The following is a 14989-nucleotide window of genomic DNA, read 5'->3' as shown; positions in this document are numbered from 1 at the left end:
GCCGCCGCTTATGCGGCGAGCCATGCGGCGTTTGAGCTGCAAAATAAAGTTTAACACTAACCTGCACCTAATTAGGTGCAGGTTAGTGTTAAACTTTACGGCTGAGCCATGTTAAAAGCCCAGCCCCGCCGGCTGCCGACAGCAGCGAGCCGACAATGACGCCTGCCTTGACCGCCACCAAGCCCTCTTCGGCACCACGAAAGGCCAGGGCCGCCATGAACAGGCTCATGGTGAAGCCGATGCCGCACAACAGGCATACGGCATAGACCTGTCCCGCAGTGGCCCCGTCGGGCAGGCGGGCCAGACCAGAGCTGATGGCCAGTTGGCTGGCAGCGAACACTCCCACCTGTTTGCCGACGAACAGCCCCAGCATGACGCCGAGAAAGCGCGGGTCGATCAGATTGGCCAGCCCCATGCCCTCAAGCGAAAAACCGGAAGCGGTAAAGGCGAAGAAGGGCAGGATCAGCCAGGCGACATAAGGGTGCAGTTCGCTGGCGATCCATTTGACCATACCTTCTTCGCCCGGATGGCACGGATCGATACTGACGCAGAAGGCGGCGGCCACGGCGGTCAGCGAAGGGCTTAAGCCCGCCTCCAGACTCATGGCCCAGATGGCGACGAAAAACACCATATAGATCATCGAAAAGCCGATGCGCGTGCGCGGAAACAGGTATTTGAGCGAGGCCATGCCCGCCAGCAGGGCCAGCACGATGGCGACGAACAACAGGTTGAACTGGGCGTTGTAAAACACGCCGATAATGATGACCGCGCCGAGATCATCGACAATGGCGAGCGTCAGCAAAAAGACGCGCAGGGACGATGGCAAACTCTTGCCCGCCATCGCCAGCACGGCCAGGGCAAAGGCGATGTCGGTGGCGGTCGGCACCGACCAGCCGCGCAGATCGCCGCCATCGACGATATTAAGGCCCAGATAGATAAGGGCAGGCACGGCCATCCCGCCGATGGCGGCAATCACCGGCAGGGCCAGTTTGCGCGGACTGGACAGGGCGCCGCGCACGATTTCGTACTTGATCTCCAGGCCGACGACGAAGAAGAAGATGGCCATCAGCCCCTCCTTCGTCCATTCCAGCACGCTTTCATTGAAGCGCCACGCCCCGACATTGATGTCGATATGGTAGTGGATGAAGCTGAAATAATATTCGGCCCACGGCGAATTGGCCCAGACGAGCGCGATCACGGCGCACAGGGCGAGAATGGTGCCGGAACCGGCTTCGGTCTTGAGGAAATCGAGGGTGAAACGGTTCAGGGGGGCGGGGGCTCTCATAATCCTGTTTTACAGCCGAAGCTGGCCGGTTTCAATCGCATTGGCCTGTTCGGCGGTCATGGGCTCGTACACGTCCCTGTCGGCGCAGATGAACAGGGGGTCTTTGATGCGCAAAGGATCATAACCCTCGCGCACCAGATCCATCTTCTTGTATTTGAAGGTGCCGGTCGTTTCCACCTCGGTCAAAAGGCGTACGAAGCGCGGTCGCGCATAGACAGGCAGGTAGGAATCGATGTGGTTTTTGAAGGTGTTGAGGTCGAAACCTTCGCGCGTGATCAGGGCCACCATGCCCGCCTTGCCATCGTGATTCGGCACCGGAATACCATAGACGATGGCTTCCTCGACGCCGGGGGCCGAGGCGCAGTATTCGGCCACTTCCGAGGTTGAGACATTCTCGCCCTTCCAGCGGAAGGTGTCGCCGATGCGGTCCACGAAATAGAGGTAGCCGTTCTTGTCCTGGCGCATCAGATCGCCGGTGCGGAACCACATATCACCCTTTTTGAACACATCGGTCAGGATCTTCTTCTGCGTCGCCGCCTTGTCGGCATAGCCGGAATAGGCGTGGCGCGCATCGGCCCCGATCAGGCCCAGCGCCTCGCCGATCTCACCGGGGCGGCATTCCTGACACAGACCGTTGAGCTGGCGGATCGGCATTTCGCTTTCCACGTCAAAACGCACGAGCCGGACATTGAACTTGTTGCGCAGCAGTTTCGGCACGCGCCCCACCGCACCCGGCTGGCCGTCGAGATTGAACAGCGACACATTGCCTTCGGTCGAGCCGTAAAATTCGACAATGGCCGGGATTTTGAAGCGCTTCTTGAAATGATCCCACACTTCGGGGCGCATCCCGTTGCCAAACGCCATGCGCACCTTATGCTTCGTTTCGTCATCGGGATTGGGAGCGGGCGGCGAATTGACCAGATAACGGCACAGTTCGCCAATATAGACGAGGTGGGTAATGCCCTCTTTGCGCACATCGCTCCAGAACTGGCTGGCCGAAAAGCGACGCTTCAGCACCAGTTCGGCACCGTTCAAAAGCGCAGCCCCTGCGGCGCACAGCCCGCCCGTGGCGTGGTAGAGCGGCAGGACGCAATAGAGCTTGTCGTCGGGCTTCATGCGCGTCAGGCCCGCAAAGGCTTTCATGTAAAGCTGGGCGCGGGCGTTGGAAATCTTGGCCGCCTTGGGCAGGCCGGTGGTGCCCGACGTATAGATATACAGCGCGATGGTTCCGGCATTGAGGGCGGCGCGCGGTGTGCGGTCGGGGCGCACGGTCGAGACGCCCTTCAAGGCAGCATCGAGGCTGCGGCAGTTCTCGCTTTCCATCTCGCGCGGCAGATCGAGCACCCACAGGGCCTGGAACCGCTCGACCTGGCTCTCGATCTCGTCAAAGGCCGCCTTGGTGGTCATGTCCACCAGAGTCAGGCTGGCCACCGAGATATTGATGCAGTGGGCGAGGCCCGAACCGGTCAGGGAATTGTTGATCAGGGCGGTGATGACGCCGATCTTGTTGAGGCCCAGCCAGATGGCGATATAGTCGAGCCGGTTGGGCATGAACAGGGCCACCGTATCGCCCGCTTTCAGCCCGCGCTGACGGCCCCAGTGGGCATAGCGGTTGGCCAGGGTATCGAGCTGTTGATAGGTGAGGCTCTTGCCCTCGAAACGGATGGCCGGACGGGTGGGGTAGCGGTCGGCCACCTTCTCGTAATCGTCGCAGACCAGATCGGGCGAGTCGGGCGAAACGCTCTTGATGTGGCGCAGGATACGCAGCAGGCGCTTGAGGAAGGTGGCGTCACGCTTGATATTGGCAAACAGACTCATGCGCTTCGCAGCTCCCTTAAGGTTCGTGACTTTTTACAACGGAGCCTATAGGCAAATCCCGATCCCTCAAAGCGCCAATTTGCCGCTAAACGTCTTTTTTCCAAGGGGATTATGTACGTAACAGCAGGGGAAGGCGCAGCCGCCATATTGACCGGCGGCGGTAAATCCTGTTAGTGCGGCGGGTAATTTCAGGAGACTTGCCGCCTTGACGACCGTAGCCGAAGCCCTCGAACAGATTTATGAGTCCCTGGCCAATGATAATGCCGAACTGGACGCCCGCATCACGACCCTGAAGGCGGCTATGGCCACCGAGGGCGTCAAGACCGCCGTGGTCGAGCCGGCCCGTCTGGCGCAGAATAATCGTCAGGGCCGCAAGCTGATGCAGTCCTATTTCCGCAAAAAGGGCGTAACCGTCGTTTTTGCCGAAGCCTGAATTTAAACCTTTTTTTGCCTGAGCAAAAACCACGCGGCGGCGCTGACCGCCACGCAGCCGGTGATGACATCCCACCCCATCAGATCGGGCGTGTTCTGCGTGATCAGGGCCGGGGTGCCGCTGAACACATCCTGCATCGACACGACAACCAGCGAGCCGAACAGGTTGTTGACGAGGTGAAAGCCATAGCTCATGGCCAGCCCGCCGGTGCGGATGGCCACCAGCGACATGACGCTGCCGAACACCGTGGCAAACACGGCCTGCGGAATGCCGTTAGGGATGTGCAGCGCGCCGAAGGCCAGTCCGCTTAACAGGGCCGCCACCAGCGGCCTTTGGCTGAGCAGGAGCAGGCTCTGGGTCAGATAGCCGCGAAAGACGAATTCCTCGGTAAAGGTCTGCACGGCCAGTCCGGCCACGGCCACCAGCACCACGGCGGGGGTCAGGCTGCGCCAGGTCAGGTGGAAGCCGTGCGGGCGCAGGGCGTAATCGATCAGGCCAAACAGGATCAGCAGGGCCAGCCAGAGCCCGGCACCGCTCAGAAAATCGCGCCAGCGCCAGACGCCGCGAATATCGGCAAAGCGCTTGCGGTGCATGATGTAAATGGCGAGGATGAAGCCCGCCAGAAACGCCCCGAAGCTCAAGGCCGCATAGCCGAGATAGAAGCTGACCGGATGGCTGGGCGACTGCATCTCGGTGACGAAACCGGCCGTAATGACATGCGTCATGATCAGCGGCAGCAGCACGGCGGGCACGATCAGCATGGCCATGACGATCGCCAGCGGCCAGGCCAGCAGATAGCGCCACCAGGCGTTTTTGCCGCGTCGGGCAAGGCCGAGATAGGTCGTGGCGTCGATCATGATGTCAAAGCCTTTCACGTCATGAGGCGGGCTTGGGCAGGGCGTGCGGCGTCTTCACCGGCTGACAGACCACCAGCCGCACCGGGAAATTGCGCGCCTCGCAGGCTTGCCGCGTCATGGGCTGGTGATAGGTGAGCGGCGCATAGAACAGATAGCTGCCGGCGATCAGCAGGCTGATGGCGCACAGGATGGTAAAGCGGTGTCTGTCAATGAAGCTAAAGCGCCGCGCCACCAGCCGGAAGACCAGCGGCACCATCATGAAGCTCAAGCCCAGGCCGATGAAATAGTGGTAGATATACATGACACGTTGCAGGCCAAGATAGATATGTACCCCCATAAAGACGGCGTACATGGCCAGCAGCGGTTCGAGCAGGTCGAGATCGCGGCGATCCTCAGGGCTCTCATTGCGGAAACGGCGGCGCGCCACCAGTATGGCCGCGCCGATGATGCCGATCAGCCCCAGTCCCCAATTGACCGGATTGCCGACCATTTGCGTATAGGCGGTGCGCTTGCCGTCGAAATCCCAGCGATAATTGATCACCTTGGCCATGAAAGGCCACAGGATTGGCTGCGAGCCGTTCGGTTCGGTCTTCACCTCGCCGGTGAAGTCATGCTTCATATAGGCATAATAACCCGTCGTGGCGTGCCAGATGACGGTGGGCGACAAGCCGCGCTTGTGGTGCAGATAGTCCTGATAAACCTGATCCATATAGTGCAGATCGCGTTTGCCCGCCTCGGTATTCGGATCGGGGGCATTGGGATTGAAAACCACATGCAGGCTGAAGATCAGCACCACCACGGCGAAAAAGCCGCCCAGCACCACCCAGCCGCGCGCGAACTGGCGCAGAAAATTGGCGCGCGTCTGTTCCATCCACAGGGCGCGCAGCAGACTCAGGGCGCCCAAAAACAGCATGACCACTGAATTGACCTTGCACATGAAGCTGAGGCCGCACAAGACGCCGAAACCGAGATAGGTCAGCAAGGGCCGTTTCGGTTCGCGCCCGAAGGTGTACAGCCACACCAGCACCGAACCCAATGTGAAGGTCATCTGGTAGGAATCGAGCTGGGCGGCGCGGAAATGGACGATATAGGCGTTCTCAAACACGAACAGCAGCGAGAAGACGAACGCCTCGAACGGCTCATTGGCCAGACGCAGGATGATCAGGTAAAACAGAAGCGCGCCCACCACCGCAAACAGGGCGGCGGGCAGGCGGATGAAGGTGAAATCATAGCCCGCAGGCACGACGCGGGTGTCGATCTTTTTCACCTCAGCCAGGGGATGCAGGTTGAGCTGGTGATTGGCGCCCGACAGTTTCAGGCTGGCGTCCATGAACATGAAGGCCAGCGGCGGGTGCGAAGCATACTGCGCCGTGCCCTCGACATAGCGCTGCATCGAGGTCAGGTAATAGCTTTCGTCCCAGAAGGCGTGGTTGGGATTATTGAGATCGCGCAGGAAGTTGAAACAGGCCAGCACCACGATCAGCAGGCCGAGCAGCCAGCGCAGCATCTTGTCATCAGCATTCCACAGCCGGTCTAAGAAGGTGCGCACGTTTTGCGCGGGTTGCGTATTTGGGGCTCCGGGTGCGGCTGGCATGGGGTCTCCGTCGTTTTTTGCCCTTATGCCCTATTCGCAGCGCCCTGCCTATAGGCTGATGCGCGAGTCCGTTGTGCATGGATGAGAAAATCTTCCCAAGGTATGCATTAACCTAAATACAACTATTAGTTGTTATGGTGATCCTGTCGCCCCGGTTATCCCCTGACACCGGAGCGCTTACGCGGGACGCGCCGGTTTGTCTCCCCTTGTCCGGTGCGCAAAATCCGGGCCGAAGCCACTGGTCATGGTTTCGGCCCGGTACTTTTGTGGGCCCCGGTCAGGTACGCAGGCGATAGCCGGTCTTGAAGATCCAGGCGATGATGGCCACGCAGATCGCCATGAAGCCGAGCGTCATGCCCAGGCTGATCAGTACATTGACGTCGGCCTTGCCGTAAAAGGCCCAGCGGAAGCCATTGACCAGATAGACGATCGGATTGAACAGGGTGATCTTCTGCCAGAGCGGCGGCAGCATATGCAGCGAATAGAAGGTGCCGCCCAAAAAGGTCAGGGGCGTGATGATCAGCAGCGGCACCACCTGCAACTTCTCAAATCCATCGGCCCAGACGCCGAGAATAAAGCCAAACAGCGAAAAGGTGAGGCTGATCAGCAGCAGGAAGGCCACCATCACGACCGGATGGACGATCTGGTAATCGACGAACAGACGCGCCGTCAGAAGGATGATAATGCCCAAAATCACCGACTTGGTGGCTGCCGCCCCGACATAGCCGAGCAGGGCCTCGATCACCGAAACCGGCGCGGATAACAGCTCATAGATCGTGCCGGTAAAGCGCGGCAGATAGATGCCGAACGAGGCATTGGACACGCTCTCGGTCAGGATGCTGAGCAAGGTCAGGCCCGGCACGATAAAGGCGCCGTAGGAGACGCCGTCCACCGTGGTCATGCGCCCGCCGATGGCTGAGCCGAAGACGATGAAATAGAGCGAGGTCGAAAGCACCGGCGCGGCGATGCTCTGGAACAGGGTGCGCCAGGTGCGGCCCAGTTCGAACATATAGATGGCGCGCACGGCGTTATAATTGAAGGTCATGGCCTGATTTTGCGAACTCATTGCGTGCGGCCCTCGACCAGATTGACGAAAATGTCTTCGAGCGACGAACGCTCGGTATTGACGGTGGTGAAATCGATATTTTGCGCCAGCATGGTTCGCAACACCTCGGCCACGCCCGATTCCTGATCCTGATCTTCACCGCTTAAGCTGAAGCTGAGCGTCAGGCCGTCCTGGCTCAAACTCATCTCGCGGCCGACATCGGGCGGGGTGCTAAGCGCCGCTTTCAGTCCGATGCTGACCTTGGTCTGGCCCAGCGTCTTCATCAGGGTCTGTTTCTTTTCGACGAGGATGATCTCACCCTTGTTGATGACGCCGATGCGGTCGGCCATCTCCTCGGCCTCTTCGATATAGTGGGTGGTCAGGATGATGGTCACACCCTTGGCGCGCAGACGGCGCACCATGTTCCACATATCGCGGCGCAACTCGACATCAACCCCGGCGGTCGGCTCATCGAGGAAGAGGATGGTCGGTTCGTGCGACAGGGCCTTGGCGATCAGCACGCGCCGTTTCATGCCGCCGCTAAGCGTGGCGATCTTGTTGTCGCGCTTGTCCCACAAGGATAAATCGCGCAGGATCTGCTCGATCAGGGCCGGATCGGGCGATTTGCCGAACAGGCCGCGCGAATGGCTGACCGTGTGGCGCACGGTTTCAAACATGTCGGTGGCCAGTTCCTGCGGCACCAGGCCGATACGGGTGCGGGCAGCGCGGTAATCCCTGGCAATGTCGAAACCATCAGCGATCACTGTGCCGCCGGTGGGGCGCACCAGCCCGCACACAATGCCGATCAGCGTGGTCTTGCCCGCGCCATTGGGGCCCAGCAGGGCGAAGATTTCGCCGCGCCTGATGTCGAGATCGATGGATTTCAACGCCTGATGACCGCTCTTATAGGTCTTTTCGAGCTTCGAAATGGAGATGACCGAATCCATATGTCGTCCTGTGCGGTGATTCCAAGCGCTTATGATCTTCTCTCATGAGCGCTTGGCAAGGCCAACTGGCCGCCCGAGCTTATGCGAGGAAGCCATGCGGCGTTTGAGCTAAAGAAATGCCTATATAGATAGGCCTATACCAGAATACGACAGGGTGCTTGCATCGTCTTTGTAATGTTCTATATGTGTTCTTATGTCCGCTGATCTTTTCGGCCATGCCGAACCCACCCAGACCCAGACCCAGACCCTTCAGGTCGATGATGCCGCCAAACCGCTGGCCGACCGTCTGCGTCCGCGCAGCGTGGGCGAGGTGGTCGGTCAGGTGCATTTGCTCGGCGAAGGCGGGGCGATTTCGCGCCTGATCGAACGCGGCTTTCTGCCCTCGCTGATTCTGTGGGGCCCGCCGGGCGTCGGCAAGACGACGATTGCGCGTTTGCTGGCTGAGGCGGCGGGCTATGAGTTCCAGCAGATTTCGGCGGTCTTTTCCGGCGTCGCCGATCTGAAAAAGGCCTTCGAGCAGGCGCAAACCCGCCATAAGATGGGCCAGCGCACGGTTCTGTTCGTCGATGAAATCCACCGCTTCAACCGCGCCCAGCAGGATGGATTCCTGCCCTATGTTGAGGCCGGTGTGGTGACCCTGATCGGGGCCACGACCGAAAATCCATCGTTCGAGCTGAACGGCGCTCTGTTGTCGCGCTGTCAGGTGTTTGTGCTGAAGCGGCTCGATGCGGCGGCGCTGGATGAGATCATCGCCCGCGCCGAAGAGCATATCGGCCACAAACTGCCCCTGACAGATGAAGCCTATGAAACGCTGAAAGCGCTCAGCGATGGCGACGGGCGCTATATTTTGAGCCTGATCGAATCGCTCGACCATATGGGCTTTACCGAGCCGCTGTCGTCGGATGAGCTGCTGGCGCAGTTGCAGAAGCGCCGCCCCAATCACGACAAGTCGGGCGAGGGGCACTATAATCTGATTTCGGCCCTGCATAAGTCGGTGCGCGGCTCCGATCCGGATGCGGCGCTTTACTGGCTGGCGCGGATGCTGAATGGCGGCGATGATCCGCTGTTCATCGCGCGCCGCCTGATCCGCATGGCCAGCGAGGACATTGGCAATGCTGATCCGATGTCGCTGATGATGTGCAACGCGGCGCGCGATACCTATGAGGTTCTGGGCTCGCCCGAAGGTGAACTGGCCCTGGCCCAGGCCGTGGTCCATATGGCGTCGGCACCCAAATCGAACGCCGTCTATACAGCGTTTAAAAAGGCGACGGCGCTGGCCAAGGACACCGGCCACCTCGATCCGCCGGCCGTCATCCTCAATGCGCCGACAAAGCTGATGAAAGAGATCGGTTATGGCGCGGGCTATATTTATGACCCCGACGACCCGGATGGCTTTTCCGGCCAGAACTACTTCCCCGACGGCATGAAGCGCCCGGTCATCTACGATCCGGCGGGCAGCGGCCACGAAGGCAAGGTCAGGCAAAGGCTGGACTATTGGGCCGATCTGCGCCACAAAAAGCAGCAGGCGCGCGGGGAATAGCGCGATCAGGGGAGGGAATGGATACGTTTTCGATTGGGCATTTGTTGAGTTGGTTTTTTTCTGCTGTTAGGTGGTATTCCCGCGGTATTCATTGCAGTTCTTGTTTATCCAAAAGGACCTAATCGCTTCGGACAACAAGCGACGGGGCCAAGAGTAGAATTGTGGGAAGCCTTTACAGAAGGGTTTCGTAAATGTGTCGTTTTCTCGGGCCGTGCAAGACGCTCTGAATTCTGGTTTTTTATTGTCGCTATCAATCTATTCCTAGGTCTAGCAAGGCGGATCGATCAAGGTCTTATTGTGCTGATCATATGGCTCATTTGCTTAGTACCGATTTTTGGCGTATCGGTCCGCAGACTGCATGACACGAACCGTAGTGCATGGTGGTTGTTACTGAATACCAGTCTGCCTGGCTTCATTACCTTTCTGGTCTTGATGGTACTGCCGTCTCAAAAAGACGATCCCGATCACATTGCGAATGTCTTTTGACCTTGCGGTGATGGCGCGCTAAAGCCCGTCCATGTCCAAGCATTCCCCCCAACACGTCAAGGCCCTGACCGAGCGCGGCCCGCGCCCGAAACAGCAGAGGCCCGCCCGTCCAGCGGCGCGGCTGACGCCTGAGGACGTGGCGTGGGTCAAGTCGATGGTCGTCTATGAAGACGAGCTGATCATGGGATTCAACAAACCTTCGGGTTTGTCGTCGCAGGGCGGGCGCGGGCCGGACAGCCATAATCTCGATGATATGATGTGGGCCTTCGTCAAATCGAGCGGGCGTAAGCCCATGCTGATCCACCGGCTCGACCGCGATACGTCGGGCATTCTTCTGGTGGCGCGCACCCAGCCCGCCACCTCCTATCTCGGCAAGGCGATGATGCGCCGCGCCTTCGCCAAGACCTATCTGGCCATCGTTTCCAACCCTCACAACCTGCCTGAGTCCGGCGTGATCGATGCCCCCTTGCGTCGCGAAGAGGTGGGCCGTGAGGCGTGGTCGCGCGTCTGTGAGGCCGATCACCCCGATGCCCAGAGCGCCGCCACCCGTTTCGAGGTTTTGAGCCGCAATGACGAGGCCGCTCTGGTGCGCTGCCAGCCGGTCACCGGACGGATGCACCAGATTCGCGTCCATCTGGCCCATATGGGCGCAGCGATTGCCGGCGACGTGCGCTATGGCGGGGCGCTGTCTTTAAGCGGGACGCCTGTGCCGCGCCTGATGCTGCACGCCAGAAGCCTGACCTTTCCCCATCCGGCGCACGGCCATGATATGACGCTGGGCGCGCCCCTGCCGGATGATTTCAAGGCGCAATGCGCAGCCCTCGATCTCGACACGCTTAAAGCGGATTAAGGCTTAATCAATAACAAGCTTAACAAAAGCCGTCGCCTTGTTTACCACTAAACTTCACACTTCTTAAAAAGCTGAAGTCTATTCTGCGTGGGCGTATTGATCGATACGCGCGCGCGAGATCCTTCATGACCAGCCTGAGCCAGTTTTTTCGTCGCTTCCGCCTGAATGCAGGCGGCAATGTGACGATAATCGTTGCGCTTTCCATCCTGCCGGTGGCTACTGCCGTCGGCGGCAGCATCGATCTGGCCTCAGCGCTCAATGCGCGCGCCCATCTTCAGGATGCGGCCGATAGTGCGGCCATCGCGGCGGCGCTCGATACGACCGGTACTCTGGCCACGCAGCAGGCCGCCGCCCTCACCGCCTTTTGCGGCAATATCGCCGACAGCACGGGTAAGGGCAGTCTGAATACGATGTGCAACAGTGTTGTGGCCCCCGGCCTCGATCAGGCCAGCGGCAGCCTGGCGATCAGCACGAACGGCAATGTGCAGACCATGAATTACAGCGCCACGGCGCAGGTGCCGACCGTGATGCTGGATCTGATCGGCATGAAAACCCTGAGCGTCAATGTGGTGTCGCACGCCGGGGTGACGATGAATGCTGCCGAAATCGCCTTCGTGCTCGATAATACCGGCTCGATGGCGCAGGACAACAAGATGACGGAACTGCGGTCGAGTGTGAAGTCTGTGCTCGCCACCCTGCTTGATTCCAGCGGCCAGAACAGCGGCAAGACCCGCGTGGCGATTGTGCCGTTCGATACCCAGGTCGCACTCAGCAATGTATCGAGCATGGTCAATTACGCCACAGATTTCGGCGCGGTCACGCCGGTCTTTACCTGCAACGGTCAGGCCTCGGCTTCGTGTACGGCCCTGGTGGCCAATTACAGCGACATGTGCAACGGCGATGCAAACTGTTTGAATCATATGGTCAATTACACGACGACCTACACATCGGGCTATGGCTATAACCGCACGACCTATTATGCGGTTCTGTCGTCTTCGTACCAGACATCGAACACGACCTATCAGACCGGCTATCGTAACCAGACGACCAGAAACTATATCTACCGCCATTACGAGGTGACGACCTATTCGGTGGCCAGCGACGGCAGCCTGAGCAAGGTCAGTTCTTATTCCAATGGCGATAATTACACCTCAAACGGCTATATCTATCCGCCGAATGCCTATTATTACGGATGGAAGCAGTTCACGGCCACGGTGGCGTCCACCACCCCTTCCGGCGGCGGCTATAACAGCGGCTCGTCGGTGGTCTATATGGACAATAACACCATCGAATCGACCGACAATCTGATGGGCGTCAGCACCGGTAACTGGTCGGGCTGCGTGATCGACCGCACCCAGCCCTACGATACCCAGGCCGATGCGCCGGTCAGTAGTAATTCGGCCACCCTGTATCCGGCGGCCAAGTGCGCCACGCCGTCTCTGCTGCCGATCATGGATCTGACCACCGACATTGCAGGGGCCAGCGCCTATGCCGACAAGATGCAGCCGGCGGGCAACACCAATATCACCATCGGCGTCCAGTGGGGCATGGAGGTCTTGTCGCCGACCGCGCCCTTCACCACCGGCGCGGCCTTCACCGATCCGACGATCAACAAATATATGATCCTTTTGACCGATGGCGAGAATACGCAAAACCGCTGGACGACCAATGCCAGCCAGATCGACGCCCGCACGGCGCTGGCCTGCAAAAATGCCAAGGCGCTGGGCATCACCATCTTCACCGTGCGTCTCGAAGACGGCAATTCGGACATGCTGAGCCAATGCGCGTCGCAAACCGGCTATTATTATAATCTGTCGAGTTCCAACCAGATCAATGGTGCACTCGGCGGCATCATGAAGTCGATCAAGAAGATCCGCCTGACGCAATAGGTTCGCTGTAGCGGGTTCGGGCATCTTTCAGGCAAAACCTGCTTTTCTCGTCTGCGCTTATGCTATAAGCCCCGTGACCGGAGTATTTTCGAGGAGCGGATCAGGCATGACCCCCAGAACCGATTGGACCGAACTGTTTTTTTCGTCGTCCGGGCGGGCAGGCCAGGCGCCTTCCACCATTGCCGCCGGTGTTTTGCTGCTGATCCTGGCCATGTACGAATCACTGGTGACCGGGCCGTTGCAATATATGACCGGCTGGATCGTCTATCCGGTGCTTTTGTTCAGCGGAGCGTGCGTTTTGTCGAAGCGCCTGCATGACCGGGGGCGTTCGGGCTGGTGGGCGGCGGTGATTCTGGCGGCCTTCGTGATGGTGTGGCCGGCACCGCACGGCTTCTTCGATTTTCTGGCCGTGCTGGTTCTGGTCTGGGCTCTGATCGACTTGTGCGTTATGCCCGGCGAGCGCGGCGACAACCGCTACGGGCCGACGCTTTACCGGTCGTTGGCGCGCGAGCCAAACTAAGGCAAGCCGAGCGCGGCGACAACCGCTACGGGCCGACGCTTTACCGGTCGTTGGCGCGCGAGCCAAACTAAGGCAAGCCGAGCGCGGCGACAACCGCTACGGGCCGACGCTTTACCGGTCGCTTTTGGCGCGAGAGCCAAACTAAGGCAAGCCGAGCGCGGCGACAACCGCTATGGGCCGACCTTGTACCGGTCGCTGGCGCGCGAGCCGTGATTCCACCACGGAAAACACGGAAAGCACGGATATTAGAAGTTTTTCAGGTGATGCTGAAGATTGCGCCCTTGGCGCGTTTCAGCGACTGGCAAACTGCCTAAAAAGCGCTGAGTCTGTGCTTTCTGTGTTTTCCGTGGTGAAAGACTCTTCATACCACCTCAACCGACCCGAAGATGGCCTCGAAGTTGGAGCGCAGGGCGTAATCGACCTCGTCCATCGTCACCGGCAGGCCGAGATCGAGCAGGCTGGTGACGCCGTGTTCGGTGATGCCGCACGGCACGATACCGTCGAAATGGCTGAGGTCGGGTTCGACATTCAGGCTGATGCCGTGGAAACTGACCCAGCGGCGCAGCTTGATGCCTATCGCGGCGATCTTATCCTCTTTATAGGCGCGCTCAGGCACCGCGCGGGCGCCTTGCAAAGGCTCGGGCGACCCGTCGGTCTTGCCGAATGCAATAGGTGCATTCGGAGGGGGCGCGTACCCCTTATCGCGCCGCACCACCCAGACGCCGACGCGGCCTTCGCGGATATGGCCCTCGACATTGAAGCACCACAGCGTAGCGATGATCCAGCGCTCCAGCGCCTGCACGAAGCCGCGCACATCCTTTTGCCGCCGGTTGAGATCGAGCATCACATAGACCACGCGCTGACCGGGGCCGTGATAGGTATATTGACCGCCGCGCCCGCTGGCGAACACGTCAAAGCGATCGGGCGCGATCAGGTCTTCGGGTTTGGCCGAAACGCCCGCCGTGTAAAGCGGCGGATGCTCGACCAGCCAGATCCGTTCACGCGCCTCACCGGCGGATATGGCGGCAGCGCGCGCCTCCATGAAGGCGACGGCTTCGGGATAGGGCACATAGCCTTTTTCGATGCGCCATTCGGGCAATTCCCCATCATGACGGTGAAAATCGGTAAAATTTAACGGGTCGGAAACCATGCTGACGGCATTTATCATAAAGTCTTAAGGGCGTGGCCGTAATATAGGGCGTCCGAAGGATTTGTGGGCGTAAAAAACGAAAGCGCGTGATCAATGTCGCAGGTCGGGTCTGTTCCCGTAGAGATTTCCGTATTGCTGGGCCGTTCGGTCCTGCCCATGCAGCAGCTTCTGCGCATGGGACGTGGCGCCGTGATTCCGCTCGATGCCCATGAGCACGACGAGGTCTGGATTCTCGCCAATAATCACCCCGTTGCGCGCGGCGAAATCCAGATTTTCGAGGAAAAGATTTCGATCGTGGTGACGCGCCCGGCCGATGTTTATGATTTCATGGCGATCGGCTCCTGATTTTCGCTGATACGGCGTCTGTGCTGTTAAAAACTGAACAATTTACGATAAAAGGCTTCCCAAAGGCGCAAAGTGTTGCTATCTGCCCGCTCCTCCGGATGACGTGCGGTCGTGGCGGAATTGGTAGACGCGCAGCGTTGAGGTCGCTGTGGGGCAACCCGTGGAAGTTCGAGTCTTCTCGACCGCACCATCCGGTGAATATTGACGATGCGGCATGAATTGCGCCGCAA

General features: G+C 59.5%; 14 protein-coding genes and 1 tRNA gene. 8 read left to right on the top strand and 7 right to left on the bottom strand.

The annotated features are described in order from the left end of the window. Positions 1-88: 88 nt before the first annotated feature. Positions 89-1285: a Na+/H+ antiporter NhaA gene (gene nhaA, locus QB905_RS06880; RefSeq protein ID WP_282973900.1), complete on the bottom strand. Its 1197-nt coding sequence runs from the start codon at positions 1283-1285 to the stop codon at positions 89-91. Between the two features lie 9 nt (positions 1286-1294). Further along, on the bottom strand, positions 1295-3103 hold the full coding sequence (locus QB905_RS06875; protein ID WP_282973899.1) for a long-chain-acyl-CoA synthetase: 1809 nt from the start codon (positions 3101-3103) through the stop codon (positions 1295-1297). Between the two features lie 205 nt (positions 3104-3308). On the opposite strand from QB905_RS06875, the gene QB905_RS06870 reads away from it, so the two are divergent. After that, positions 3309-3536, top strand: coding sequence for a hypothetical protein (locus QB905_RS06870; protein ID WP_282973898.1), 228 nt, complete (start codon positions 3309-3311; stop codon positions 3534-3536). A gap of 2 nt (positions 3537-3538) precedes the next feature. On the opposite strand, the gene QB905_RS06865 is transcribed toward QB905_RS06870, so the two are convergent. The 4 genes from QB905_RS06865 to QB905_RS06850 form a co-directional block, all read right to left on the bottom strand. Continuing rightward, positions 3539-4393, bottom strand: coding sequence for a CPBP family intramembrane glutamic endopeptidase (locus QB905_RS06865; protein WP_282973896.1), 855 nt, complete (start codon positions 4391-4393; stop codon positions 3539-3541). A gap of 19 nt (positions 4394-4412) precedes the next feature. Further along, a complete protein-coding gene (locus QB905_RS06860; protein ID WP_282973894.1) occupies positions 4413-5987 on the bottom strand; it encodes a phospholipid carrier-dependent glycosyltransferase in 1575 nt (524 codons plus the stop codon). A gap of 277 nt (positions 5988-6264) precedes the next feature. Beyond that, positions 6265-7032: an ABC transporter permease gene (locus QB905_RS06855; protein WP_282975597.1), complete on the bottom strand. Its 768-nt coding sequence runs from the start codon at positions 7030-7032 to the stop codon at positions 6265-6267. A 17-nt stretch (positions 7033-7049) separates the two neighbouring features. Next, the gene (locus QB905_RS06850) at positions 7050-7979 is read right to left on the bottom strand and encodes an ABC transporter ATP-binding protein (RefSeq protein WP_282973893.1); all 930 of its coding nucleotides are present in this window, start codon (positions 7977-7979) and stop codon (positions 7050-7052) included. A gap of 193 nt (positions 7980-8172) precedes the next feature. Between QB905_RS06850 and QB905_RS06845 the strand changes: the two genes are divergently transcribed. The 5 genes from QB905_RS06845 to QB905_RS06830 all read left to right on the top strand — a co-directional run bounded on the left by QB905_RS06845 (position 8173) and on the right by QB905_RS06830 (position 13264). After that, the gene (locus QB905_RS06845) at positions 8173-9519 is read left to right on the top strand and encodes a replication-associated recombination protein A (RefSeq protein WP_282973891.1); all 1347 of its coding nucleotides are present in this window, start codon (positions 8173-8175) and stop codon (positions 9517-9519) included. Positions 9520-9678: 159 nt separating this feature from the next. Next, positions 9679-10005 (top strand): DUF805 domain-containing protein, encoded by a 327-nt coding sequence (locus QB905_RS15310; RefSeq protein WP_461781775.1) that lies wholly within the window; start codon positions 9679-9681, stop codon positions 10003-10005. A gap of 31 nt (positions 10006-10036) precedes the next feature. Continuing rightward, entirely contained in the window at positions 10037-10855 is an 819-nt protein-coding gene (locus QB905_RS06840) for an RluA family pseudouridine synthase (protein ID WP_282973890.1), read from the top strand. A 125-nt stretch (positions 10856-10980) separates the two neighbouring features. Next, entirely contained in the window at positions 10981-12744 is a 1764-nt protein-coding gene (locus QB905_RS06835; protein ID WP_282973888.1) for a vWA domain-containing protein, read from the top strand. Positions 12745-12850: 106 nt separating this feature from the next. Continuing rightward, positions 12851-13264 carry a DUF805 domain-containing protein gene (locus tag QB905_RS06830; protein ID WP_282973887.1) on the top strand — a complete coding sequence of 138 codons (414 nt, stop codon included), beginning with the start codon at positions 12851-12853 and terminating at the stop codon, positions 13262-13264. 361 nt (positions 13265-13625) lie between these two features. Here the strand turns inward: QB905_RS06830 and lipB are convergent, their stop codons facing one another. After that, positions 13626-14414, bottom strand: coding sequence for a lipoyl(octanoyl) transferase LipB (gene lipB, locus QB905_RS06825; protein WP_282973885.1), 789 nt, complete (start codon positions 14412-14414; stop codon positions 13626-13628). Between the two features lie 93 nt (positions 14415-14507). Between lipB and QB905_RS06820 the strand changes: the two genes are divergently transcribed. Together QB905_RS06820 and QB905_RS06815 are read left to right on the top strand one after the other, a co-directional pair. Further along, a complete protein-coding gene (locus QB905_RS06820; RefSeq protein WP_282973884.1) occupies positions 14508-14759 on the top strand; it encodes a FliM/FliN family flagellar motor switch protein in 252 nt (83 codons plus the stop codon). A gap of 105 nt (positions 14760-14864) precedes the next feature. Beyond that, positions 14865-14949 (top strand) — tRNA-Leu (locus QB905_RS06815). Positions 14950-14989: the final 40 nt, after the last annotated feature.

The sequence above is a fragment of the Asticcacaulis sp. EMRT-3 genome, assembly GCF_030027245.1.
GTDB lineage: Bacteria > Pseudomonadota > Alphaproteobacteria > Caulobacterales > Caulobacteraceae > Asticcacaulis.
Note: the sequence above shows the minus strand (reverse complement) of the source record. Positions and strands in the feature narration are given on the sequence as shown.

Bases quoted from the DNA above. Each gene is read 5' to 3' on its own strand.
- lipB (WP_282973885.1), bottom strand. From the start codon at position 14,414: ATGGTTTCCGACCCGTTAAATTTTACCGATTTTCACCGTCATGATGGG.
- QB905_RS06860 (WP_282973894.1), bottom strand. From the start codon at position 5,987: ATGCCAGCCGCACCCGGAGCCCCAAATACGCAACCCGCGCAAAACGTG.
- QB905_RS06835 (WP_282973888.1), top strand. From the start codon at position 10,981: ATGACCAGCCTGAGCCAGTTTTTTCGTCGCTTCCGCCTGAATGCAGGC.
- QB905_RS06840 (WP_282973890.1), top strand. From the start codon at position 10,037: ATGTCCAAGCATTCCCCCCAACACGTCAAGGCCCTGACCGAGCGCGGC.
- QB905_RS06820 (WP_282973884.1), top strand. From the start codon at position 14,508: ATGTCGCAGGTCGGGTCTGTTCCCGTAGAGATTTCCGTATTGCTGGGC.
- QB905_RS06845 (WP_282973891.1), top strand. From the start codon at position 8,173: ATGTCCGCTGATCTTTTCGGCCATGCCGAACCCACCCAGACCCAGACC.
- QB905_RS06865 (WP_282973896.1), bottom strand. From the start codon at position 4,393: ATGATCGACGCCACGACCTATCTCGGCCTTGCCCGACGCGGCAAAAAC.
- nhaA (WP_282973900.1), bottom strand. From the start codon at position 1,285: ATGAGAGCCCCCGCCCCCCTGAACCGTTTCACCCTCGATTTCCTCAAG.
- QB905_RS06850 (WP_282973893.1), bottom strand. From the start codon at position 7,979: ATGGATTCGGTCATCTCCATTTCGAAGCTCGAAAAGACCTATAAGAGC.
- QB905_RS06830 (WP_282973887.1), top strand. From the start codon at position 12,851: ATGACCCCCAGAACCGATTGGACCGAACTGTTTTTTTCGTCGTCCGGG.
- QB905_RS06875 (WP_282973899.1), bottom strand. From the start codon at position 3,103: ATGAGTCTGTTTGCCAATATCAAGCGTGACGCCACCTTCCTCAAGCGC.
- QB905_RS06855 (WP_282975597.1), bottom strand. From the start codon at position 7,032: ATGACCTTCAATTATAACGCCGTGCGCGCCATCTATATGTTCGAACTG.